The 22,618-nt window shown below is 64.6% G+C and carries 24 protein-coding genes and 1 pseudogene; 12 read left to right on the top strand and 13 right to left on the bottom strand.

What is annotated here, in order from left to right; genetic code table 11:
- The first annotated feature begins 160 nt into the window (after nt 1-160).
- Nucleotides 161-328 carry a hypothetical protein gene (locus tag I6F21_RS08330; protein ID WP_193375057.1) on the top strand — a complete coding sequence of 56 codons (168 nt, stop codon included), beginning with the start codon at nt 161-163 and terminating at the stop codon, nt 326-328.
- Between the two features lie 92 nt (nt 329-420).
- Here I6F21_RS08330 and I6F21_RS08325 read toward each other — a convergent pair whose 3' ends face one another.
- From I6F21_RS08325 to I6F21_RS08300, 6 genes and pseudogenes are all read right to left on the bottom strand, one after another.
- Entirely contained in the window at nt 421-909 is a 489-nt protein-coding gene (locus I6F21_RS08325; protein ID WP_225139695.1) for a DUF3147 family protein, read from the bottom strand.
- Nucleotides 909-1,256: a DUF3147 family protein gene (locus I6F21_RS08320; RefSeq protein WP_036030998.1), complete on the bottom strand. Its 348-nt coding sequence runs from the start codon at nt 1,254-1,256 to the stop codon at nt 909-911. Before I6F21_RS08320 ends, I6F21_RS08325 begins: the two co-directional genes overlap by 1 nt.
- Nucleotides 1,253-1,838, bottom strand: a pseudogene (locus I6F21_RS08315) (phosphatase PAP2 family protein). The gene I6F21_RS08320 and the pseudogene I6F21_RS08315 overlap by 4 nt, the downstream one beginning before the upstream one ends.
- A 159-nt stretch (nt 1,839-1,997) precedes the next feature.
- On the bottom strand, nt 1,998-2,552 hold the full coding sequence (locus tag I6F21_RS08310) for a DUF4142 domain-containing protein (RefSeq protein WP_225139694.1): 555 nt from the start codon (nt 2,550-2,552) through the stop codon (nt 1,998-2,000).
- Nucleotides 2,553-2,638: 86 nt separating this feature from the next.
- Nucleotides 2,639-2,866: a hypothetical protein gene (locus tag I6F21_RS08305; RefSeq protein ID WP_036003954.1), complete on the bottom strand. Its 228-nt coding sequence runs from the start codon at nt 2,864-2,866 to the stop codon at nt 2,639-2,641.
- Nucleotides 2,867-2,874: 8 nt separating this feature from the next.
- Nucleotides 2,875-4,662, bottom strand: coding sequence for a thiamine pyrophosphate-requiring protein (locus I6F21_RS08300; RefSeq protein ID WP_225183011.1), 1,788 nt, complete (start codon nt 4,660-4,662; stop codon nt 2,875-2,877).
- Nucleotides 4,663-4,807: 145 nt separating this feature from the next.
- Between I6F21_RS08300 and I6F21_RS08295 the strand changes: the two genes are divergently transcribed.
- Nucleotides 4,808-5,182: a PRC-barrel domain-containing protein gene (locus tag I6F21_RS08295; protein ID WP_036003959.1), complete on the top strand. Its 375-nt coding sequence runs from the start codon at nt 4,808-4,810 to the stop codon at nt 5,180-5,182.
- Nucleotides 5,183-5,206: 24 nt separating this feature from the next.
- Here I6F21_RS08295 and I6F21_RS08290 read toward each other — a convergent pair whose 3' ends face one another.
- Nucleotides 5,207-5,671, bottom strand: a complete 465-nt coding sequence (locus I6F21_RS08290) for a helix-turn-helix domain-containing protein (protein WP_036031008.1) — start codon at nt 5,669-5,671, stop codon at nt 5,207-5,209.
- 173 nt (nt 5,672-5,844) lie between these two features.
- On the opposite strand from I6F21_RS08290, the gene I6F21_RS08285 reads away from it, so the two are divergent.
- From I6F21_RS08285 to I6F21_RS08265, 5 genes are all read left to right on the top strand, one after another.
- A complete protein-coding gene (locus tag I6F21_RS08285; protein ID WP_036003972.1) occupies nt 5,845-6,582 on the top strand; it encodes an SDR family oxidoreductase in 738 nt (245 codons plus the stop codon).
- A gap of 61 nt (nt 6,583-6,643) precedes the next feature.
- Nucleotides 6,644-7,645: a nitronate monooxygenase family protein gene (locus tag I6F21_RS08280; protein WP_036031011.1), complete on the top strand. Its 1,002-nt coding sequence runs from the start codon at nt 6,644-6,646 to the stop codon at nt 7,643-7,645.
- Between the two features lie 109 nt (nt 7,646-7,754).
- Nucleotides 7,755-8,171 carry a hypothetical protein gene (locus I6F21_RS08275; RefSeq protein WP_225127571.1) on the top strand — a complete coding sequence of 139 codons (417 nt, stop codon included), beginning with the start codon at nt 7,755-7,757 and terminating at the stop codon, nt 8,169-8,171.
- 112 nt (nt 8,172-8,283) lie between these two features.
- The gene (locus tag I6F21_RS08270; protein WP_225183010.1) at nt 8,284-9,849 is read left to right on the top strand and encodes an alkaline phosphatase D family protein; all 1,566 of its coding nucleotides are present in this window, start codon (nt 8,284-8,286) and stop codon (nt 9,847-9,849) included.
- A gap of 256 nt (nt 9,850-10,105) precedes the next feature.
- On the top strand, nt 10,106-10,924 hold the full coding sequence (locus tag I6F21_RS08265; RefSeq protein ID WP_225139691.1) for an aldo/keto reductase: 819 nt from the start codon (nt 10,106-10,108) through the stop codon (nt 10,922-10,924).
- 265 nt (nt 10,925-11,189) lie between these two features.
- Here the strand turns inward: I6F21_RS08265 and I6F21_RS08260 are convergent, their stop codons facing one another.
- Together I6F21_RS08260 and I6F21_RS08255 are read right to left on the bottom strand one after the other, a co-directional pair.
- On the bottom strand, nt 11,190-11,432 hold the full coding sequence (locus I6F21_RS08260; protein WP_036031049.1) for a hypothetical protein: 243 nt from the start codon (nt 11,430-11,432) through the stop codon (nt 11,190-11,192).
- Between the two features lie 102 nt (nt 11,433-11,534).
- A complete protein-coding gene (locus I6F21_RS08255; protein ID WP_074447526.1) occupies nt 11,535-11,987 on the bottom strand; it encodes a hypothetical protein in 453 nt (150 codons plus the stop codon).
- Nucleotides 11,988-12,146: 159 nt separating this feature from the next.
- Between I6F21_RS08255 and I6F21_RS08250 the strand changes: the two genes are divergently transcribed.
- The gene (locus I6F21_RS08250; protein ID WP_036031024.1) at nt 12,147-12,419 is read left to right on the top strand and encodes a helix-turn-helix domain-containing protein; all 273 of its coding nucleotides are present in this window, start codon (nt 12,147-12,149) and stop codon (nt 12,417-12,419) included.
- A gap of 20 nt (nt 12,420-12,439) precedes the next feature.
- Here I6F21_RS08250 and I6F21_RS08245 read toward each other — a convergent pair whose 3' ends face one another.
- Nucleotides 12,440-13,672 (bottom strand): PLP-dependent aminotransferase family protein, encoded by a 1,233-nt coding sequence (locus I6F21_RS08245; protein WP_225139690.1) that lies wholly within the window; start codon nt 13,670-13,672, stop codon nt 12,440-12,442.
- 52 nt (nt 13,673-13,724) lie between these two features.
- Nucleotides 13,725-14,252: a DUF3124 domain-containing protein gene (locus I6F21_RS08240; protein ID WP_225139689.1), complete on the bottom strand. Its 528-nt coding sequence runs from the start codon at nt 14,250-14,252 to the stop codon at nt 13,725-13,727.
- A gap of 67 nt (nt 14,253-14,319) precedes the next feature.
- Here I6F21_RS08240 and I6F21_RS08235 point away from each other — a divergent pair, with 67 nt between their 5' ends.
- The 4 genes from I6F21_RS08235 (at nt 14,320) to I6F21_RS08220 (ending at nt 19,749) form a co-directional block, all read left to right on the top strand.
- Complete coding sequence (locus I6F21_RS08235; protein ID WP_036004008.1) at nt 14,320-16,050, top strand: cation:proton antiporter; 1,731 nt, start codon at nt 14,320-14,322, stop codon at nt 16,048-16,050.
- Between the two features lie 190 nt (nt 16,051-16,240).
- On the top strand, nt 16,241-17,317 hold the full coding sequence (gene ribB / locus I6F21_RS08230; protein ID WP_036004011.1) for a 3,4-dihydroxy-2-butanone-4-phosphate synthase: 1,077 nt from the start codon (nt 16,241-16,243) through the stop codon (nt 17,315-17,317).
- 136 nt (nt 17,318-17,453) lie between these two features.
- Nucleotides 17,454-18,668, top strand: a complete 1,215-nt coding sequence (locus I6F21_RS08225) for an acyl-CoA dehydrogenase (protein WP_036004014.1) — start codon at nt 17,454-17,456, stop codon at nt 18,666-18,668.
- A gap of 163 nt (nt 18,669-18,831) precedes the next feature.
- Entirely contained in the window at nt 18,832-19,749 is a 918-nt protein-coding gene (locus tag I6F21_RS08220) for an MBL fold metallo-hydrolase (protein ID WP_036004017.1), read from the top strand.
- Nucleotides 19,750-19,820: 71 nt separating this feature from the next.
- Here I6F21_RS08220 and I6F21_RS08215 read toward each other — a convergent pair whose 3' ends face one another.
- Entirely contained in the window at nt 19,821-20,675 is an 855-nt protein-coding gene (locus tag I6F21_RS08215; RefSeq protein WP_057026863.1) for a DUF1499 domain-containing protein, read from the bottom strand.
- A gap of 253 nt (nt 20,676-20,928) precedes the next feature.
- A complete protein-coding gene (locus I6F21_RS08210) occupies nt 20,929-22,557 on the bottom strand; it encodes a fatty-acid--CoA ligase (RefSeq protein WP_036004029.1) in 1,629 nt (542 codons plus the stop codon).
- Between the last annotated feature and the right edge of the window lie 61 nt (nt 22,558-22,618).

Here is a 22,618-nt window from a genome sequence, read left to right as displayed (position 1 = left end):
CGCAAATTGAGTAGGTTGAGTAGCTTACTCAACGAACCAACTTGATGAGAGTTCCGTGAAAGCCGACGAAGTCTGCAAGTGAATAGGAAATCCAATAAAATCAATAATTTATTGAAACGCATGCCGCCGTAAGGCATTGTTCCCGTAAGGGAGAGAGACCATGACCGACGAAGTCAGGTTACCTCGCAAGCTTTCCGAAGAACGTGCAGCGCCCGAGCCGGTGCGGCCAAGCCAGCAGAAGATCATCGACGAGGTCGAGCGCTGGGCCAACAGCCCGGGCCTCCAGCCGCCGCAATCGCAGCCTTCGACGGGAGCGAAAGCGAGCTAGGGCATGATCCGGAAAAGTGTGAAGCGGTTTTCCGCAAAGATCATGCGTAAACAACAATCTAAAGCGCGATGACGTCCAAATCTCATCGCGCTTTAAGGCTTTGCGAAGCGAGAGCCCGTTGCCGACGGCGAATGGCCTGATCGGCGCGATTTGTGGGAGACATTGCGAAGCTTGCGCCTGAGCCACCAGGCCGACACGGACACGATGGCCCAGACCGTCAGCGCGGCGAAAAAAGCGAGCGCGACGCTTGCCCCGACGATCAAATGGAAGATAGCGGCGAACGCGGCGAGGCCGATGCTGCCGAGCGCGGCGCCGGCAGCATCGAGCGCCGCGGCCTTCTGTCCGCGACGCCGCCCGCTCAGGCCGGCCTTCTCCTTGGCGTGACGCTCGTGGCTTTCGATCAGCGTCGCGCTGGCGCAGAAGATGGCCGGAAGAGCAAGAAAGAGCCCGCCGACGGACGGGCCGAACTTCGAGCCGATAACGCCCGCCAGCACCGTCGCACCGCCGCCGAGCACGAAGCGAATGGCGTACTCGTACCACCGCGTCTGTTTCAGCGCCGATGTCGATAGCTTCACCAGCATCAGGCGGCACCTCCCAGGCCGGCGAGCAGGCCGAAGGCGACAACGAGCCATGCGGCAAAGGCGAGGATCGTGGCTGGAAGCGCGCCGAAACGGAACCTCATCAGGAGGTGGCAGACGACGACGCTGTAGCAGGCGAGCGCGACGGCGCCATAGATCATCGTCCAGCTCTGGGCCGCAGCATATTGCGGGCCGTGCTGGACCACTGCGATGGCGAGGGTGGCAAGCGCCACCGACGGTGCGGCGCCGAGCAGCCCGGCAAAGCTCTTCGGCCGCAGCATGTCACCGAGGATCGCGAAGACGGATACGATCAGGCCGCCGGCGACGAAGCGCACGAGATATTCAGTCATGGCTGTCCCCCGGCCTTGCGCTGCCGCTGCCGTGACTTCGCCATCGTGAACGGCCGGAACAGGCGCTCGACAACGATGCCCAGCATGAAACCTGCCACGACATCGCTGGCCCAGTGCGCGAGCAGCGCGACGCGCGTCAGGGACAGCGCCACCGCAAAGGAGCGCGCCAGGTTGCGCGGGACCGGCGGCAACAGGCCTGCGGCCGAGGCAAGGGCGCCCATATGCACGGCGTGACCTGAGGGAAATGCATCGTGCGCGCGTCCCGAAAAGGGAACACCGCGCCCATGGCCGCTCACCGTCAGCCGGTCGGGCCTCGTCTGATCGAACACGGATTTCAAGACATGCGGTAACACGGCCGTCGCCAGCGAACACGATCAGGACATGATCAGCAACGGGGCGCTGCTGCGGGTGCCGGAAGCGGGTGTAGAGCCATCCTGCTGCCGCGAGCGCAACCAGGACATGCTCGTCGGCGCCCCAGGTCATGGCCTGGGCGGCATGCTCGAGCCCCGAGTTGGTATTGTGCGCGATCTCGTTGGCGATCGCCGTATCGATCCGGGTGGGTTTGACTGTTACAAGGGCCATCGGTCCGTCGGCGACTGTTCCTCCGTGACAGTTTTGTAAAGCCTGGAAACAAAGAAGGTTCCTGGCTCAACCGGCAGGCACCGCCCAGCGGCAGCGCGATGACGTTCTCATCGCGCGCGAGAAGGGACGCCGGCAGGGCCGGCATCCCTCAGCAATGCGTTACTTGTTGGATTGGCCGACGCTCGGCGCCCGGCCGAGGTTCTTGGCCATCTCGAGGTGGTGCTTCAACGCCGGGAGCGTCTTGCCGGCCCAATCCTTGAGCTCGGCATTGTCGCCGCCCTTGGCGTAGCGCTCGAACAGCGACACGGCATCTTCATGCGCGCTGACCTGATAGGAATTGTAGTCCGAGCTGAAATCCCTGCCGCTCGCATTCTTGAGCTTGTCGATCTTGCTCTGATGCGAGCTGTCGAGCGCCGTCGGCAGCTTGGCCTGCACCTTGCCATTGCCGACCAGTCCCTTGAGCTCGTTGCTCGTCTGGGTGTGATCGGTGATCATCTGCTGCGCGAAGGCTTTCTCTTCCGCGTTGCCCTTCTGCTGGGCGAGCTTGCTCGATTCGATCTCAAACATGTCGCTGATCGCGACCTGCGTCACGAAGTCCGCGGTCGCAGGCGCAACGCCGAGCGCCGAATTCACGCCGGTCTTTTCGCCCAGCGACTGGGCGAGGGCAGGGCCTGCGAGAATCATGCAGGCAAGAGCGATGATTGTGCGTTTCATGGTCAAATCCTTCCGAAAAGGTCGCGTGGCCGCTTGCCGGCGACGTGCGGCGACCAACACGCCGCCGGGGCCGAGGTTCCTAACGGCTAATCCGCGCGATTCCGTCCGGTGCGCGGATTGATGGGATCTGTCGGCTTGCGTCGAAGCCGTTCGGGCAGGAACGGTTCGGCCGCCGTGGCGGTCGCGTCGGCCCGTACGTCCGCGTGGTGCTGCGCCTGCTCGTGGGAGGTGGGGTTGTCACTGATCCGGCGCTTGACGTCGAGACCGTCGACCGGATCGTTGACGCCGTGCCGGATGTCGCGGAAATCACTCATGGCTCGCCTCATTGCTTTCCTGGCAGGATCGATTCCAGCACCTGCCGCGCTGCTCCCTTGATCATCCCGCTCTCGTTCGGGTCGCCCTTCATCAGGGCGAGCGAGAAGTTCTTCGCCTGCTGCAAGGTGATGTGCGGCGGCAGCGGCGGCACCTCGGGATCGGTTTTCACTTCCAGCACGACGGGCATCTCGCTTGTTAGCCCCTGTTCCCAGGCCGAGCCGAGCAGCTGTGGGCTGTCGACGAAGATGCCGCGCAGGCCGACGAGCTCGGCGAAGCGCGAATAGGAGACGTCGGGAATGCGCTGTGACGCCTCGAACTTGGGATCACCGTTGATGATGCGTTGCTCCCAGGTGACCTGGTTGAGGTCCTCGTTGTTGAAGACGCAGACGATGAAGCGCGGGTCGTTCCAGTCGCGCCAGTACTTCGCCGCGGTGATCAGCTCGGCCATGTTGTTCATCTGCATGGCGCCGTCGCCGACGAGTGCAATCACGGGGCGGTCTGGATGGGCGTATTTGGCCGCGAGCGCGTAAGGCACCGCAGCGCCCATCGAGGCGAGCCCGCCGGAGAGCGAGGCCGTCATGCCGCGCCGCATCTTCAGGTCGCGGGCGAACCAGTTGGCGCAGGAGCCGGAATCGCTGGTGATGATGGCGCGGTCGGGCAGGCGCGGCGACAATTCCCAGGCGACGAGCTGCGGATTGACTGGCGCGGCGGGCTGATGCGCGCGGCCATCCAAAGTCTTCCACCACGTCGTAACGTCGTCCTGAATGCCCTGGCGCCAGGCGCCGTCGCTCTTGGGCTTCAGCCGCGGCAGCAATGCGCGCAGCGTCTCGGCGGCATCTCCGATGAGGCCGACTTCCATGGGAAAGCGGATCGACATCATGCCGGCGTCGATGTCGATCTGCACGCCACGCGCGCTGCCTTCCTTCGGCAGGAATTCGGCGTAAGGAAAGGCCGAGCCCACCATCAGCAGCGTGTCGCATTCCATCATCATGTTGTAGCTGGGCTCGGTGCCGAGCAGGCCGATCGAGCCGGTGACCCATGGCAGGTCGTCGGGCAGCGCGGCCTTGCCGAGCAGCGCCTTGGCGCAGCCGGCCGACAATCGGTCGGCGACCGCGATGACTTCGTCGGTTGCACCGAGCGCTCCGGCGCCGACGAGCATTGCGACCTTCTTGCCGGCATTGAGGATCTCCGCGGCGCGGTCGAGATCGGCATCACGAGGGACGACTTTAGGTGGGCTGTACCCGACGCCGGAATGCAGCGTGCCGTGCGCACGGGGCGGGTCCTCGTAATTCTCCTCCTGCAAGTCGTTGGGCAAGATGATGACGGTGGGAGTCCGCCGCGCCAGTGCGATCCGCACCGACCGATCAATCAGGTGCCGCACCTGCGCAGGCGAGGAGGCCTGCATGACATAGGCGCCGGCGACGTCCTTGAACATCGAGAGGAGGTCGAGTTCCTGCTGATTTTGACCGCCGAGGGCGTTGCGCGACTGCTGGCCGACGATCGCCAGCACCGGCTGGTGATCGAGCAGCGCATCGTACAGCCCGGTGACGAGATGCGAGGCGCCGGGACCGGAGGTCGCAATGCAGACGCCGAGCTGACCTGAGAATTTTGCGTAGGCGGTTGCCATGAATGCCGCCATTTCCTCGTGCCGCGCCTGCACGAAGCCGATGTTGCCGCCCGCCCGGTTCATCGCACCGAACACGCCGTTGATGCCGTCGCCCGGATAGCCAAAGATGTGGCGCACGCCCCATTGGTGCAGGCGCTGAATGATGAAGTCGGAGACGGTCTGGGACATTGCGGGCGGCTTTCTCTGTTGCGGCCTCGATAGCCTCAGAGAACCGGTTCTTTGTGGCGATGTTCCCAAGCATTTCCGGAACACGCGCCGGAACGATCACGCACCCCGTTCGGTTGATTCACAAATAGCCGAGTGGAGAATAACGATGCTCAATCAGAGCGAACTGGACCGTAACGAGATGGGCCGGCTGATCGGAAGCGACAAGGTCGAGGGAACCGCGGTCTACGGTGCTGATCGCAACAAGATCGGTTCAATCGAACGGGTCATGATCGACAAGATCAGCGGCAAGGTCTCATATGCGGTGCTTGGTTTCGGCGGCTTTCTCGGCCTCGGCAATGATCACTATCCGTTGCCCTGGCAGTCGCTGAAGTACGACACCGAGCTCGGCGGTTACGTGACTGCGATCACCGCCAAGGATCTCGAAGGCGCGCCGAAATACGGTGAGAAGACCGACTGGAACTGGAGCGACGACGCCGCCGTGCGCGGCATCAACTCCTATTACGGTGTTCCCTTCGCTTGAGCTTTGAGAGGCGCGGCGCCTCACTCACTCCGCCGCTTCTCTCCGCCCCGGGCCCGCATGCACATGCACCTGCTTGGCATGCAGCACCTCGCCGCATTCCGAGCACACCATTACGGGATCGAACAGCTTGCCGCAGCTCTTGTGCTCGTGCAGCAGCGGGCGGCCGCGCTCGTCGCCCATATGGGCGTCGCCCCAATGCACCATCGCCATGATGATCGGGTAGAGGTCGAGCCCCTTCTGGGTGAGGATGTATTCGTAACGCTTCGGTGCTTCGGAATAGGGGACGCGGCGCAGGATGCCGAAGCGGACCAGCTTCTTCAGCCGCTCCGAGAGCAGATGGCGTGTGATCTGCAGCGAGGACTGAAACGCCTCGAACCGCCGTACCCGCAGGAAGCACTCGCGCAGGATCAGCAGCGTCCAGCGGTCGCCAATCGCGGCGACGGTGCGCGCGAGCGAGCAGGGCTCTTCCTCCAGCGTGTCCCATTTCATGATGCGGTTCCTGCAAGTCGTCAGTCTGAAAAAGGAACTAAGTTGATCGATCAGAGAGATTTTCACTAGAAGCTAACATTCAGCCGCTCAGTTTGACAGTTCTATTTTTGAACTATAGCCTCCGGCACATAAATGCCGCGCGCTCGCAGCGCGGCCCATGGGAGGAGGCGGTCTTGTCCAAGCGAAACGCCACTGCGGCCGTCATCGGAGCCGGCGATTTCATCGGCGCCGAGATCGCCAAGAAGTTTGCCGCCGAAGGGTTCTCGATTTTCGCCGGCCGCCGCAATGGCGATAAGCTGGCGCCGCTGGTGCAAGAGATCGAAGCCGCCGGCGGCGAGATCCACGCCCGCTCACTCGACGCGCGGAAGGAAGACGAGGTCATCGCCTTCCTCAACGACGCCGACAAGCATGCACCGCTCGAAGTCTGCATCTTCAACGTCGGCGCCAACGTCAATTTCCCGATCCTCGACACCACCGAGCGCGTGTTTCGGAAAGTGTGGGAGATGGCCTGCTATTCCGGCTTCCTCGCGGGCCGTGAGGCGGCGCGGCTGATGCTGCCGCGCGGCGGCGGCAACATCTTTTTCACGGGTGCGACTGCAAGCCTGCGCGGCGGCAGCGGGTATGCCGCCTTCGCCAGCGCCAAGTTCGGCCTGCGCGCGGTCGCGCAGGCGATGGCGCGCGAGCTCGGGCCGAAGAACATCCACGTCGCCCATCTCATCATCGATTCCGGCGTGGACACCGAATGGGTGCGCCAGCGCCGGCTCGAGGCGCTCGGGCCGAATGCGCTCGATAATCCCGATCTCCTGATGCCGCCGTCATCGGTCGCGAGCGCCTATTGGCAGCTCTACCAGCAGCCGAAGAGCGCCTGGACCTTCGAGATGGAGATCCGCCCCTTCGGAGAGAAATGGTGACCGCCGCGAGAAAGTCCGGCTAGACTGAGCTCAACATCAAGCAAAACCGGGAGGACCTTCAGTGAAGACCGCGATCACCGAACTGTTCGGCATCGAGCACCCGATCATCCAGGGCGGCATGCATTTCGTCGGCTTCGCCGAGCTGGCCGCTGCCGTCTCCAATGCCGGCGGGCTCGGCATCATCACCGGTCTCACGCAGAAGACACCCGAGCTGCTCGCCAAGGAGATCGCGCGCTGCCGCGACATGACGGACAAGCCGTTCGGCGTCAACCTCACCTTCCTGCCGGCCTTCTCGGCGCCGCCTTATCCGGAATATATCGCGGCCATCGTCGAGGGCGGCATCAAGGCGGTGGAGACCGCGGGCCGCAGCCCGGAAGCCTACATGCCGGCGCTGAAGGCCGCCGGCATCAAGGTGATTCACAAATGCACATCGGTGCGCCACTCGCTGAAGGCCGAGCGCATCGGCTGCGACGCCGTCAGCGTCGACGGCTTTGAGTGCGGCGGCCATCCCGGCGAGGACGACATTCCCAACATGATCCTGCTGCCGCGTGCGGCGGAAGAGCTGAAGATCCCGTTCGTCGCCTCCGGCGGCATGGCCGATGGGCGCAGCCTGGTCGCGGCGCTCTCGCTGGGCGCGGCCGGTATGAACATGGGCACGCGCTTCATCGCCACCAAGGAAGCGCCGGTGCACCAGAACGTCAAGAACGCGCTGGTCGCAGCCACCGAGCTCGACACCCGCCTGATCATGCGGGCGTTGCGCAATACCGAGCGCGTCCTGAAGAACGCCAATGTCGACCGCCTGCTCGAGATCGAGCGCGAAAAGGGCGCCAAGCTCACGATCGACGACATCCACGACCAGGTCGCGGGCGTCTATCCCAAGATCATGCTGGACGGCCAGATGGATGCCGGCGCCTGGAGCTGCGGCATGGTCGCGGGCCTGATCCACGACATCCCGTCCTGCAAGGAGCTGATCGATCGCATCATGGGCGAGGCTGAAACCATCATCCGCAGCCGCCTGCTGGGGTTCCTGGACGGGACGGACGCTGCGCGAAAGGTCGCCTGACACCGTCAAACTTCTTAACCACGGCGGCATCTGACCGCTGGAATTACGCGCGGCGCCTCCTAGATAGGGGTAAATTGCCCCTTTCATAAATCGATTTCAGGAGGCGTCCGTGGTCCTGAAAAGCGTTCCCTTCGCAATTGCCTTCGCCCTCGTGGTCGCAGGGGCCGGTGTTGCGCGCGCCGACGACTACAAGCCCGGCGAATATCTTGGTCTCGATCTCTCCAAGGCGGTGCTGTCGCCGAAACGTCTCGGGCCGGAGACGCACTTCGCGCCGGTCGCGCTCGAAGCGCGTGGCGCGAACGAAGCGCAGGCGCGTGCTGAGCCGGTCGATGTGCCGAAGAAGGTTGCCGCCGAACGTGTTCGTGTGGCCGAGCCGAAGAGCGCGCATGCCAGAAGCGCACCGTCGCGCGGGGCGGCCCGCGCCAAGCTAGCACGCCGCGGCAACCCGCTCGATGCGCAGGCGATGGACACCCGCATCCAGACCTGGCCATGCCGCTCTGGCGGCATTTGCAACTGGAAGCGGTGATCACAGCCGTCATCCCCGCGTCGCAAAACCGTAGGCGCGGAGTCAAGAAACCGTAAGCTGGCAGTCAAGGAGCGCAGGCACCTTCCGTCGCGATTCGACGAAGGTCTCCTGAATGGCAACGCTCCGCGCCTCGCGCGCCTGGACCCGGCGGCAGTTCCTGGTCCGCTCCGCCTCCGGTCTCGCCATCGCCTCGCTCGCGAAGCCTCATGTGAGCCGCGCCGCCGATCGACCGCAGATCACAGGCGGCATCCAGTCCGGCGACGTCTCCGGCGGCTCCGCGGTGATCTGGGCGCGCGCCGACCGTCCCGCGCGGATGCAGGTGGAATGCTCCACGGTCGAGAGCTTCAAGACCGTCATCGCCTCGGCCTCGGGCGATGCGCTGCCCGCTGCCGATCTCACTGCAAAACTCCTGCTGGCGGATCTGCCGCCCGGGCAGGACATCTTCTACCGCGTCCGCTTCGACGACATCGCCACCGGACTCGTCGGCGAAAGCCGCGTCGGCCATTTCCGCACCGCGCCGGCAGCGCGCCAGTCGATCTCGTTTCTGTGGTCCGGTGACACCGCGGGCCAGGGCTGGGGCATCGACGTCTCCCGCGGCGGCTATCGCAGCTATCGCACCATGCTCGATAACAAATCGGATTTCTTCATCCACTGTGGCGATCACATCTATGCGGACTGCACGATCCCTTCCGAACAGAAGCTGCCGAACGGCGAGACCTGGCGCAACCTCGTCACCGAAGAGAAGTCGGAGGTGGCGCACACCCTGGCGCAGTTCCGCGGCAACTACAAATACAACCATCTCGACGAACACTTTCGCGCCTTCCATGCGCAGGTGCCCATGTTCGCGCAATGGGACGATCACGAGGTGACCAACGACTGGTCGCCGATCGGGACCTATGACGAGTCCGGACACGAGGACGACGGCACCCCGCGCCTGGTCGCGCGAGCCCGCCGGGCCTTCTTCGACTTCATGCCAATCCGCGACATCGGCGCGCGGCACGGCCGCGTCTATCGCAAGATCGCCTATGGCCCGCTGCTCGACGTCTTCATGATCGACATGCGCAGCTACCGCGACGAGAGCTGGAACAAGGGCGATGATCACCGCGGCTGGATCCTGGGCGCCGAGCAGCTCGCCTGGCTCAAGCGCGAGCTCGCCGCTTCGCGCGCGACCTGGAAGGTGATCGCGGCCGACTTGCCGATTGGCCTGATCAGCCTGGATGCCGTTGCGCTCGGCGATGGGCCGCCCGACCGGCGTGAGCACGAGATCGCCGATCTGCTCGCATTCATCACGCGCGCCGGTATCCGCAACATCGTCTGGCTCACCGCCGACATGCATTACACCGCCGCGCACTACTACGATCCGAACAAGGCGCAATTTAAGGATTTCGAGCCGTTCTGGGAGTTCGTCTCCGGCCCGCTGCATGCCGGCAGCTGGGGACCGGGCGAGCTCGACGACACCTTCGGCCCGGTCGCGATGTACCAGCATGGCTGCAGCGCTGCGCAAGGCGAGAATCTCGCGCCCTGCTTCGGCTTGCAGTTCTTCGGGCGGGTCGACATCGATGGCCACAGCGGCGTGATGACGGTGACCCTGAAGGACGTCGACAATCGCGACCTCTGGTCGGTCGACATCGTGCCGCAGCCGCAGGTGCAACCCGCGGTCGTGGCGCAGCATTGGTGAGGTTGCGGCGCGCCAGTCGTCATGCCCGGGCTTGTCCGGGGCATCCACGTTCTTCGTGCCGCGTGGCAATGCGTGGATGACCGGGACAAGCCGGCCATGACGATGGAGAGGCATTGCTAACCCGATCTTGATTGGCCGCTGTGCTCCTCCCGCGCTAGGGTGAGGGGTCCCGCCACTTCTTTTCCATCACCGAAAAGTCTGCTCACGCGGCATCGCCGCGCGATCCGGTGGGCTGAATTGCTCAGGAGCCTGTTGCATGGATCATCTGAAAACCCAGGGCATCAGCATGCCCAAGCTCGGCCTCGGCACCTTCCGCATGCAGGGCGATGCCTGCCGTGCCGCGGTCGAGAGCGCGATTTCGATCGGCTATCGCCACATCGACACGGCCGAGATGTACGCCAACGAGGAGGCGATCGGTGCGGCCATCGCCGCGTCCGGCGTGCCGCGCGGCGAGCTGCACGTCACCACGAAAGTCTGGCACGAGAACCTCAACCGCGATGCAATCCGCCGCGCTTTCGACGCCAGCCTTAGGAAGCTCCAGCTCCACCATGTTGACCTCTATCTCGTGCATTGGCCGTCGAAGGCCGCGAACTGGGGGGCGGTGTTCGAAACGCTGATGACGCTCAAGGAGGAGGGGCGCACGCGCGCCATCGGCGTTGCCAATTTCACCACCGCGCTGCTCAAGATCGCGGTGGAGGAGATCAGGGCGCCGATCGCCTGCAACCAGGTCGAATATCACGCCATGCTCGATCAATCGAAGGTGCTGGCCTATCTCCAGCCGCTGTCGATTCCGCTGGTTGCCTATTGTCCGCTGGCGCAAGGGCGTTTCGCGAGCGATCCGGTGCTGGCCGACATCGGCGCCCGGCACAATGCCACCGCCGCGCAGGTCGCGTTGAAATGGCTGCTCGACCAGGACGGCGTCGCCGCGATCCCCAAGGCCTCGCGTCGCGAGAGCCAGCAGGCCAATCTCGACGCGCTGAAGATCACGCTCGACGATGTCGACCGCGAGAAGATCGCGGCGCTGGCGAAGGACAGACGCTGCGTCAGTCCGGGCTTTGCGCCGGCTTGGGATTAGGCGCTCTTAACCCTCTCCCCCTGTGGGAGAGGGTGGCTCGCCGCAAAGCGGCGAGACGGGTGAGGGGTCCTCTCCGCGCATGAGTCTTTCACTTTCGGACTTGCTGACGCAACCCCGCATCCGGCGCAATAGCCGATGCGCATTATCGGCGTTCTCAAGAACGGCGGCCGAAGGCCGCCTATGCCACCTTCTCCCACAAGGGAAGAAGGAAAAGAACACAATAGAAATAGCCCCGTGAGGGGCCATTTCCTTGTCGCGTTGCGCATTAGTCCCAGTGGTGATGGCGATGGCTGCGCTTGATCACAACGACCTTGTCGCCGCGATGGTGGCGATGCCAGCCATGATGACGATGTCCGCGGAATTCGGCGCGGGCGCCGTACGGGCCGTGGTGATGATGATGATGATAACCGCCGCTGCGCTTGATCACCACCGTCTCCGCACTTGCGAGCGTTGGCGCCGCGATCACGAGCGCACCGAGAGCCGCAACCACATAACCAAGCTTCTTCATGATGTCCTCCTCCAAACGAATGCACATCTAAACCGCAGATTTGCGCGAACGTTCCGGAGGAGCGGGAAGAGAATTCTGAACGGATGTTCAGACGAAGGCGTGCTAGTCGCAGCGCTGCTGCGCGGGCGTCGGCGCACCGCTGGCGACGTATTTGCCGTTCCTGATCGTGTACTCGCCGCGCTCGCTGCGATTGTAGATCGCGCGCAGGCTGCCGTCCTTCTGCAACAGCAACCCGAACTCGCGGGCCTGATGCAGCGAGGGGAAGTACACCATGACATTGAGCAGGCCCTCGGCATTGACCGTGGCGGACACCACCTCGTTCTCGTCCCTGGCCTCGCCGAAATCGCGCCGGTACATCACACGGCCGTCTTTCCGGATTTCGTAAGTCAAGCGCGCGCCCTGGTCGCGGTCGGGCCTACCCGAGCAATCGACCGCCCAGGAGCCGAGCAGGCCCCATTGCTCCACGGTCACGGCCAGCGTCTCGGCACCAGCCGTGGGGGTGAACGCGACCCACAGCACCGCAGCCGCGATCCAGCGGCCCGAACAACGCATCATGTCCTGAAAAACCCCGCCTCGAACAATTCCAAAGTTTAGCATCCCGCGCGCGGCCCTGCCACGGCGGCTGCCGATCGCCCGCGAATTTGATCCGCGTCAATGAGGCGGGGCGGTTCGAAGATAAGATGGCGTTTCCCGAAGGCGAACGTGGATAGAGCAATGCTGAATCAAGTCATGGATTTTGCGGGCGAAGTACTGCCGGGGAGCTGTGCCGTACCGCCTTATTCCGAGGCCGCGTTTCTGAGCGAGCTGGGCGATCGGTTGCGGTCCTCACGCATGCGCTGCGATCTGTCGCGCCGGGAGCTCGCCCGGCGCTCGGGGATTTCCGAGCGCTACATCGCCCAGATCGAGGCCGGCAAAGGCAACGTCTCCATCGTCCTGTTGCTGCGGCTGGCTTCCGCGATTCACGGCAGTCAGCCACAGGCGGCGTGAGGAGACGTCCGGACTGGGCCTCAGGCTCGCTTCTCCACATTGGCGCTGCGGGCGGGCACGCCAAACTCCTTGCGGCAGACTTCGGCTAGCACGGCGACGCCATCGCGGATCTGCTGGTGCGTGGGGCTGGCAAAGCACAGCCGCAGCCGCGAGGTGGAATGGCCCTTGCTGGTCGACCATTCCGGCCCCGGATTGATCGAGACGCCGGCGGCGAGCGCGGCCTGATACAGCTTCAGCGTATCGACCTGGTCGGGCAGCTTCACCCAGAGGAAGATGCCGCCCTTGGGCTCCTCGAACTCAGCGGCGGTCCCGAACTGCTCGTTGAGCGCTTCCATGAGCGTGTCGAGCTTGGTGCGCAGCGCCTTGGTCAGGGCCGGCACGTGAGTTGAAAAATGCGGCTTGCAATAGGTGGCGAGCACCATCTGCTCCAGCGCACCGGAGCCAGCATCCGTCTTCAGCGACAGCATCCGCGACATCACCTCCCAGGGCGCCACGACGAAGCCGACGCGCAGCGCCGGCGCGATCGACTTGGAGAACGAGCCGATATGGATCACGCCGCCGCTCTCGCTCATCGCGTAGATCGCGGGCGGCCGCTGCCCCGACCAGATGAGGTCGGCATAGCAATCGTCCTCGAAGATCGGCACGCCATATTCGGTCGCGAGCCGCACCAGCTCGGTGCGGCGGCTCTCGGGCATGATACTGCCGGTCGGATTCTGCACCGTCGGGATCGTGTAGATGTATTTCGGCCGGATGCCGCGGCGCTTCAGGTCGGCCAGCGCGGAGGCCAGCAGATCCATGCGCATGCCGTCCTGGTCGAGGGGAATGCCGACGACGTTGACGCCGAGCCGCGCCAGCCGTGTCAGGGAGCCCTGATAGCTCTCCTGCTCGAAAATCACGGTGTCGCCGCGCGTCAGTAGGGTGGCGTTGACGAGGTCGAGCGCCTGCAGCGAGCCGGAGACGATCAGGAGGTCGTCGACCGTGCAGCTGATGCCGGCGTCGCGCTTGAGTTTCGTCACCAGGAATTCGCGCAACGGCAGGTAGCCCTGCGGACCATGCGCCAGACCGTAGGTGGCGAGCGAGCGGCCCTCGCGCCGCAGCACCGTGTCGGCCGCTTCGATCAGCTCGTCGAGCGGCACCTGTTCGGAATCGTTGTTGCCGCCGACGAAGCTGTATTTGGCAAGGCCCGTCCAACGCGCAGACGGGGCCGGCAGCCCTGCTGGAAACAGGGGCGCGAAATCGAAGCTGGACGTCATGGGAGCGTTCCTCGTTTTGTTCTTGTTGAGCGTCGGCTTTGCACCGGCCGCCTTACTTCTTGCCGGCCGTCCTGGTCGGACGGCCCTGACTGATGAAAGCGTAATGCGCGTTGGCGATGCCGCCAACCATTAAGGCTTCGACCACGGGTTCTGCGATCTCGCCCGTGGCGGCCCAGTCGACCAGAAAATTGGCGCCGGTCCCGCCGCGCACGTCGTCGGTCGGAATGAAGATCGAGACGGTGGCGAGCGGCCTCAACGCCACCGGCGTCTTCAGATAGCTCTCGACCTGCTTGCCTGCGGTGTCGAAATAGGCGATGCGTTTGATGACCAGCGGCTGGGTCTCGGAGGCGTTGTGTACGCTCAGCGTCACCGAGAAGTCGACACGCAGCTTGCCCTGGCTCATCGCGACGCTGGAATAGGCGGGCACGTAGAAACCGCCGGATACGGCGAGGTCCTCCTTCAGCGGCGTGGTGAGCGAATCGGCAAAGTTTTGTTCGATACTGACCTTGGATTGCGCGGCGGCGGGCACGGCAAAGGCGAGGGGAGCGAGCAGCATGGCTGCGAAGAGCCCATTCCGCATGTGACGAATTGCTCGCTTGTCGCACCGCAACCCACCTCTAGGGTGCGGCAAAACGGACCAATTTGGCATGCATGAGCTCATTCGCGATATCACACTCTCTATTCTGTTCGCCTGGATGCTGGGGCTTCTCGCCCATTTCTCCCGGCAACCGCTGATCCTGGCCTACCTTATCGCCGGCTTCTGCATAGGTCCATTCGGCGCCGGCTGGGTCCATTCGCAGGAATCGATCAGCGTCATCTCCGAGCTTGGCCTGATCTTCATGCTGTTCATGATCGGGCTCGAGATCGATCTGAAGAAGATCGTTCGGGCCGGGCGGGTGATCCTGTTCGCGGCGGGCAGCCAGCTGCTGGGCGGCTGTCTGCTCGGGCTTCTGTTCTTCGTCGGCATCGGCCTGTCGCTCGGCGGTGGGCATTTCGATGCGGTCTATCTCTGCGTCGCCTGCGCGCTGTCGAGCACGGTCATCATCGTCAAGGTGCTCTACGAGAAGCGCGAGCTCGATACGCTGCCGGGCCGCATCACGCTCGGCGTGCTGGTGCTCCAGGACATCTTTGCCATCCTGTTCCTGGCGGTGCAGCCGAGTCTCGCCAATCTGCAGGTCAGCGTCATCCTGCTCTCGATCGGCCGCGTCGCGGTGCTGGTCACGGCCGCGCTTCTGGTCAGCCGCTACGTGCTGCCGCGCGTCTTCCACCAGATCGCCCGGCGGCCCGAGCTGATCCTGCTCGGTGCGCTCGCCTGGTGCTTTCTCGTCGCCGAGACCGCCTATCAACTGTCGCTGTCGCGCGAGATGGGTGCGCTGATCGCCGGCGTCTCGCTCTCGACCTTCCCCTATGCGCTCGATGTCACCGCCAAGGTCACCACGCTGCGCGACTTCTTCATCACGCTGTTCTTCGTCGCGCTCGGCATGACCATTCCCGTGCCCGGCCTCTCGGTGATCAGCCTCGCCTTGATGATCGCGGCGTTCACGGTGGTGAGCCGCCTCGTCACCACCTTCACCCCGCTCTATCTGATGAAGCAGGGCCTGCGCGCCAGCCTGTTGCCGGCGCTCAACCTCGCGCAAATCTCCGAGTTCTCGCTGGTCGTGATCCAGACCGGCGTCGCGGACCGCCACATCGCAGCCGAGACGGCGAATGCGGCTTCGTTCGCCTTCGTGGTGCTGGCGGTGCTCTCGACCTTCGTGATGACCCGCAGCGACGAGATCACCCGCTGGGCGATCGGCCCCTTGAAGCGGATCGGCCTGCGCGATCTCGACCATGGCAACGGCCATGCCGAGGAGGGCCACGGGGGCGGCCATGGCGAGGCCCGCCGCATCGTCATCCTCGGCTTTTTCCGTGCGGCGAGTGCGCTGCTGGCCGAGATCGAACGGCAGGCACCGGTGCTGCTGGAGCAGATCACCGTGGTCGATTTCAACCCCAATGTGTACCAGACCCTGCTTTCACGTGGTCTGCACGTGATCTATGGCGACATCAGCAGCGCCGACACGCTGCTCCATGCCGGCGTCGGCAAGTCCGAGATGATCATCCTCAGCGTGCCGGATTCGCTGCTGAAGGGCGCCACCAACGAGAAGCTGGTCCGTCACGTCCGCGCGCTCAATCCGACCGCCCTGATCGTCGCCACGGCCGACCTGTTGGCCGACGTCGGCGCGCTCTACGAGGCCGGCGCCAGCTACGTCACCGTGACCCGGCTCAGCGATGCACATGAGCTGTTTACCGTGATCGAAGCCGCCCAGGCCGGCCTGCTCGCGGACAAGCGCGCCGAGCTCGATCAGCGCCTCGGCGAGCGCCGCGAGGTGCTGCCCTGACAGCGTAGGGCCGCCTTCCTTGCCCGCCTTCCTTGCGGGCAATCTGCGCCTATATCGCTGGTATGCCCGGTGCAAGCCTGAAACCCATCCGGCCGGCCCGCCCTCGGGCATATGTGGTTGCGCTGGGGAGACTAGCGCCCCGACCCAAGTCCGGCTAAGCCTCCCGGCCATAACCGATAGAGATTGGGAAATGCCCGATAGCGTTCAGGAAGTCTTGCAGGCCTTTGCTCGGGGTGAGCTCGTGGTCGTCACCGACGACGAGGACCGCGAGGGCGAGGGCGATCTGATCGTCGCCGCCTCGCTGTGCACCGCCGAGAAGATGGCCTTCATCATCCGCCATACCTCCGGCATCGTCTGTGCGCCTGTGACGACCGAGGACGCGCGCCGGCTGCGGCTCGATCCGATGGTCGCCCACAACGATTCCGCGCACACCACCGCGTTCACGGTCTCGATCGACTACAAGCCCGACGGCGGCACCGGCATCTCCGCCGAGGAGCGCGCCTCGTGCTGCCGCGCGCTCGCCAATCCCAATGTCGGCGCCAACGACTTCGCCCGGCCCGGCCACATCTTCCCGCTGATCGCCAAGGACGGCGGCGTGCTGCTTCGCTCCGGCCACACCGAGGCCGCGGTCGACCTCTGCAAGCTTTCCGGCCTGCCGCCGGTCGGCGTCATCAGCGAGCTCATGAACGACGACGGCAGCGTGATGAAGGGCGAGCAGGTCGCGCAATTCGCGGTCAGGCACAAGCTCAAGCACGTCACCATCGCGGACATGATCGCCTACCGCCAGGCGCGCGAGAAGCTGATCGAGCGGGTCTCGACCTTCGTCACCGACAGCCCGATCGGTCCCTTGCAGGGCTATGCCTACCGCTCGCCGTTCGATTCCATCGCCCACGTCGCCTTCGTCTATAACGGGGTCGGCGACGGCAAGAACGTGCTGACGCGCTTTCACAAGCCGAACATCGTCAAGGACACCTTCACCGGCCACAAGCGCATGGCCGCCGTGCTCGAGCATTTCAAGAAGACCGGCCGCGGCGTGCTGGTCTACCTGCGCGACGGCGCGGCCGGCGTGCCCGTTTCGCCGCTGCCGGACGAGACGTCGACGGAGGCCGACCGCAACCGCCAGTGGCGCGAGGTCGGCGTCGGCGCGCAGATCCTGCGCGACCTCGGCGTGACTTCGATCCGGCATCTCACCTCGTCGGTGCACGACTACAAGGGCCTATCGGGCTTCGGCATCGAGATCGTCGCCAACGAGCAGCTCGAAAGCTGACACGCATTGTCTTTCTCCCGGTCGCGCTGAAAGCGCCACCCCGGAACGACCAAGCCAGGATGCAATTGAACTTGTTGCCGCGGCGCTTTACTTTGTCGGGCAATTATCGACGGAACCAGACGCGAAAGGACGTTTCATGAGCGTGCGCCCTCAGGCCAAGGACAAGCCGGCTGCGGCTTCTTTCCAGTGGGACGATCCGTTCCTGCTCGACGAGCAGCTCACCGAAGACGAGCGCATGGTTCGCGACACCGCCCGCGCCTATGCGCAGGACAAGCTGCTGCCGCGCGTCTCCAAGGCCTATCTCGAAGAGAAGACCGACCGCGAGATCTTCAACGAGATGGGCGAGCTCGGCCTGATCGGCATCACGCTGCCGGAAGAATATGGCTGCGCCAATGCGAGCTACGTCGCCTATGGCCTCGTCGCGCGCGAGATCGAGCGGGTCGATTCCGGCTATCGCTCGATGAACTCGGTGCAGTCCTCGCTGGTGATGTACCCGATCTACGCCTATGGCGACGAGAACCAGCGCAAGAAGTACCTGCCCAAGCTCGCCAGCGGCGAGTGGGTCGGCTGCTTCGGCCTGACCGAGCCCGACGCCGGCTCCGATCCGGCCGGGATGAAGACGCGTGCCGAGAAGGTGTCGGACGGCTATCGCCTCACCGGCAGCAAGATGTGGATCTCGAACGCGCCGATCGCCGACGTCTTCGTGGTCTGGGCCAAGTCGGCCGCGCACGACAACCAGATCCGCGGCTTCGTGCTGGAGAAGGGCATGAAGGGCCTGTCCGCGCCGAAGATCGGCGGCAAGCTCTCGCTGCGCGCCTCCATCACCGGCGAGGTCGTGATGGACGGCGTCGTGGTCCCGGAGGACGCCCTGCTGCCCAACGTGTCCGGCCTCAAGGGCCCGTTCGGCTGCCTCAACCGCGCCCGCTACGGCATCTCCTGGGGTGCGCTTGGCGCCGCCGAGGACTGCATGCACCGCGCCCGTCAATACACGCTCGACCGCAAGCAGTTCGGCAAGCCGCTCGCCGCGACCCAGCTGGTGCAGAAGAAGCTCGCCGACATGGAGACCGAGATCGCCCTCGGCCTGCAGGGCTCGCTTCGCGTCGGCCGCCTGATGGACGAGGGCAAGTTCGCGCCCGAGATGATCTCGATCATGAAGCGCAACAATTGCGGCAAGGCCCTCGACATCGCCCGCACCGCCCGCGACATGCACGGCGGCAACGGCATCTCGATCGAGTATCACGTGATGCGCCACGTCCATAACCTCGAGACGGTCAACACCTACGAGGGCACCCACGACGTCCACGCCCTGATCCTGGGCCGCGCGATCACGGGCATTCAGGCGTTTTTCTAGTCACTGTGTTTTTCCGCCGCGGCTAGCTTGCTCAACTGTCATCGCCCGCGCAGGCGGGCGATCCAGTATCCCAGAGACTTCGCTTTTGTCACTGGCGCTGCGGCGTACTGGATACCCCGCCTTCGCGGGGTATGACGGCAGAGAGTGTGGCACAGGAAGTCCCATGTCCGACAACGACGACGTCCCGTTCAACCGCAACTTTCCGCTGAAGCCCGGCATCGTCGAGGAGGTCCGCCCCGGCGTGCGGCGCGTGCTCTGCAACAATCCGAGCCCGTTCACCTTCACGGGCACGGTCAGCTACATCGTCGGCAAGGGCAATGTCGCGATCATCGATCCCGGTCCAGACGATGCGGCGCATGCGGCGGCGCTGCTCGATGCCGTGCGCGGCGAGACCGTGACGCACATCTTCGTCACCCACACCCATCGCGACCATTCGCCGAACACCGCGCGGATCAAGCAGGCGACGGCGGCGCCGGTCTATGCCGAAGGCCCGCATCGCGCCTCGCGGCCGCGATTCGAGAGCGAGAAGCACAATCCGGAATCCGGCGCCGACCGCGATTTTGCCCCGGACGTCAATCTCGCGCACGGCGACGTCGTGGAAGGTGACGGCTGGCGGCTCGAAGCCGTCGCGACGCCCGGCCACACGGCCAACCATCTGGCATTCGCCTGGCCGGAGCGGAAGTTCAACTTCGTCGGCGATCACGTGATGGGCTGGTCGACCTCGATCGTGGCGCCGCCGGACGGCTCGATGATCGACTACATGGATTCGCTCGACCGGCTCGCCACCCGCGAGGAGGATCTCTATTTCTCGGGCCATGGCCCCGAGATTCCCGAGGGCCAGCGCTTCGTGCGCTTCCTGATCCGCCACCGCAAGGCACGCGAGGCCTCGATCCTGCACCGCCTCGCCAAGGGCGAGACCGACATCCCGACCATGGTCCGCGCGATCTATATCGGTATCGATCCGCGCCTGACGACAGCTGCCGGCTATTCCGTGCTGGCGCATTTGGAAGATCTGGTCGCCCGCGGCGTGGTGGCGACGGATGGCGATCCCGTGATCGGCGGGACCTATCGGATGGCCTAGGGGGCGAATAGCGAATGGGGAATAGCGAATGGGCGGCTCCATTCGCTATTCGCTACTCCCCATTCGCCAAGTCACTTCTTCACCGTCTTCGCCGGCGCCTTGGGCGGCGTCACCGGCGTCTTCTTCACCGGCTTGAGTGCATCGGCGTCGGCGGCGGTGTTGAGGTCGTCGATGAATGCCTTGACGCGTGCGGCGTTGCTGCCGAGGTCGCTGTCGAAATTGCGCGACGCAGAGCGGATATCGACGCGGGAATCATCGCCATCCGGCACGACCCTGATCGAAACGTCCTCGCGGAAACCCATGATCGGCGTGCGCGCCACCGCCTCGATGCGGCCGATGCGGCGCGGCGGCTGCGGTGCGCGCTCGTCGATCACGATCCATTTGCGCTTGTGGACGAGCTGAAGCGCGATCGCATAGGCGCGGTCGGCCGAGATCTCGAGCTCGACGGGCTCGATCTCGGGATAGAAATGGCGCTGCTGCTCCGCCGAATAGAGGCCGGCATAGACCGCGGTGTTGGTGCCCTCGCCGGTGCGCAGGCGCGCCAGCGCATCGAAGCGCGGCGGATCAATCGGATTGGTGGTGATGTCGTAGATCGACGGCAGCTTGCGATATTGAAAGGCCAGATAGGCGGGATAGGCGAGGATCGCCCCGTCGATCAGGAAGGCGAGCAGGATGCGCGCCATGCCGCGCGAGCCGTTCTGCCAGATTGCGGCAAAGCCGGCGAGCCCGAACAGGATCGAGAGGCCGGCGATCGCGAGCCCGCCGATGAACGTCGCCAGCGCCGGCTTGGGCTCCAGGAAATCGAAACGGACGACGATGATCGACACCACCACCGCCAGAACCGCGAACACGGCCAGATTGCGCGCCCAGCTCGCGAGGCTGGACACGGGCTCCGACTGGTAGGGAGCGGAAAACCTGCGGGCCATCGGGTGAGCTCTGCCGGGGTTGGCGATGCCGGCCGATTTGGCGCGACGATGCGCAGTTGAGACCACGGCGCGGGAGCAAATTCAAGGGTTCCGGCTACGCCCAAGCCGTCATGCCCGGGCTTGTCCCGGCCATCCACGTTCACTGCACCGTGGGGCAAGGCGTGGATGGCCGGGACAAGCCCGGCCATGACGTCGTGGAGGCTTCAACAAGTCGGACGCTGACGCCCCTCCAAGGAGGGGCGCACCCAGCCCGTCACGCCGCCGCGTTCGGGAACCGGTAATCCTTAAACTGGTCGCGCAGCGCCGTCTTCAGGATCTTGCCGGTGGCGGTGTGCGGAATGCCGTCGACGAAAGCGACGTCGTCGGGCATCCACCATTTGGCGATCTTGCCCTCCATGAACTTCAGGATGTCCTCGCGCGTGGCCTGCTGGCCCTGCTTGAGCTGCACGATCAGCAGCGGCCGCTCGTCCCATTTGGGGTGGAACACGCCGATCACGGCGGCTTCCGCCACGGCGGGGTGGCCGACCGCGAGGTTTTCGAGGTCGATCGAGGAGATCCACTCGCCGCCGGACTTGATCACGTCCTTGGAGCGGTCGGTGATCCGCATATAGCCGTCCTCGTCGATGGTCGAGACGTCGCCGGTGTCGAAGAAGCCGTCCTCGTCGAGGATGTTGCTATCGACGCGGTAATAGGCCTTGGCGACGGCGGGCCCGGAGACCTTGAGGCGGCCAAAGGTCTTGCCGTCCCAGGGCAGCTCCTTGCCGGCATCGTCGGTGATCTTCATCTGCACGGCGAACGGCGCATAACCCTGCATCTGCAGCACGTCGAGCCTGGCATCGCCGGTCGCATTCTGGAACGGCGGCTTCAGCGCCGCGACGGTTCCGATCGGGCTCATCTCGGTCATGCCCCAGGCGTGGCGGACGTTCGAACCCATGTCGAGGAAGGCCTTGATCATCGAGCGCGGCATCGCCGAGCCGCCGCAGATCACCATCTTCAGATCCGGCAGTTTGAGATTGTTGGCCGTCATGTGCTGGAGCAGCATCAGCCACACCGTCGGCACGCCGGCGGTGTGCGTCACCTTCTCGGTCGAGAGCAGTTCGTAGACCGAGGCGCCGTCGAGCTTGGCGCCCGGCATCACCAGCTTGGTGCCCTGCGAGGGCGCGGAGAAGGCGATGCCCCAGCTGTTGGCATGGAACAGCGGAACGACCGGCAGCATTGTCTCGGACGCACTGGTGCCGAGCGCGTCGACGTTATTGGCCATCAGCGCGTGCAGCACGTTGGAGCGATGCGAATACAGCACACCTTTGGGATCGCCGGTCGTGCCGGAGGTGTAGCACATCGCCGCCGCCGTGTTCTCGTCAAAGTCCTTCCATTTGAATTTGCCGTCGGCCTGCGCAATCCAGTCCTCGTAGGCGACCGCGTTCTTCAGCGTGGTCTCCGGCATGTGAGCCTTGTCGGTGAGCACGATGTAGCGCTCCACGCTGGGCAACTTGTCCGCGATCTTCTCCAGGATCGGAATGAAGGTGAGATCGGTCATCACGACGCGATCCTGCGCATGATTGATGATCCAGGCGATCTGTTCGGGGAAAAGGCGCGGATTGACGGTATGGCAGATGGCGCCGATCCCCATGATGCCGTACCAGACCTCCAGATGGCGCCAGGTGTTCCAGGCGATCGTTGCGACACGATCGCCGAGCTTGATGCCGTCGCGCTCCAGCATTTGCGACACTTTGAGCGCGCGCTTGTGGATCTCGGCGTAGTTGGTGCGATGGATCGGTCCCTCGACCGAGCGTGTGACCACCTCCTGCTTGCCATGAATCCTGGCGGCGTGTTCGATGATCCGGTGGCAGAGCAGGGGCCAATCTTGCATCAAACCAAGCATTCCGACGTTCCTCCGAGAAGTCGCTGGGCGCGTTATCGCTCTCAGCGTTGGGCCAAAGAAT

This window comes from Bradyrhizobium sp. NBAIM03, assembly GCF_020194055.1.
Lineage (GTDB): Bacteria > Pseudomonadota > Alphaproteobacteria > Rhizobiales > Xanthobacteraceae > Bradyrhizobium > Bradyrhizobium yuanmingense.
The sequence above is the reverse complement of the archived record's forward strand: the minus strand, read 5'-3'. Positions and strand labels throughout refer to the sequence as shown.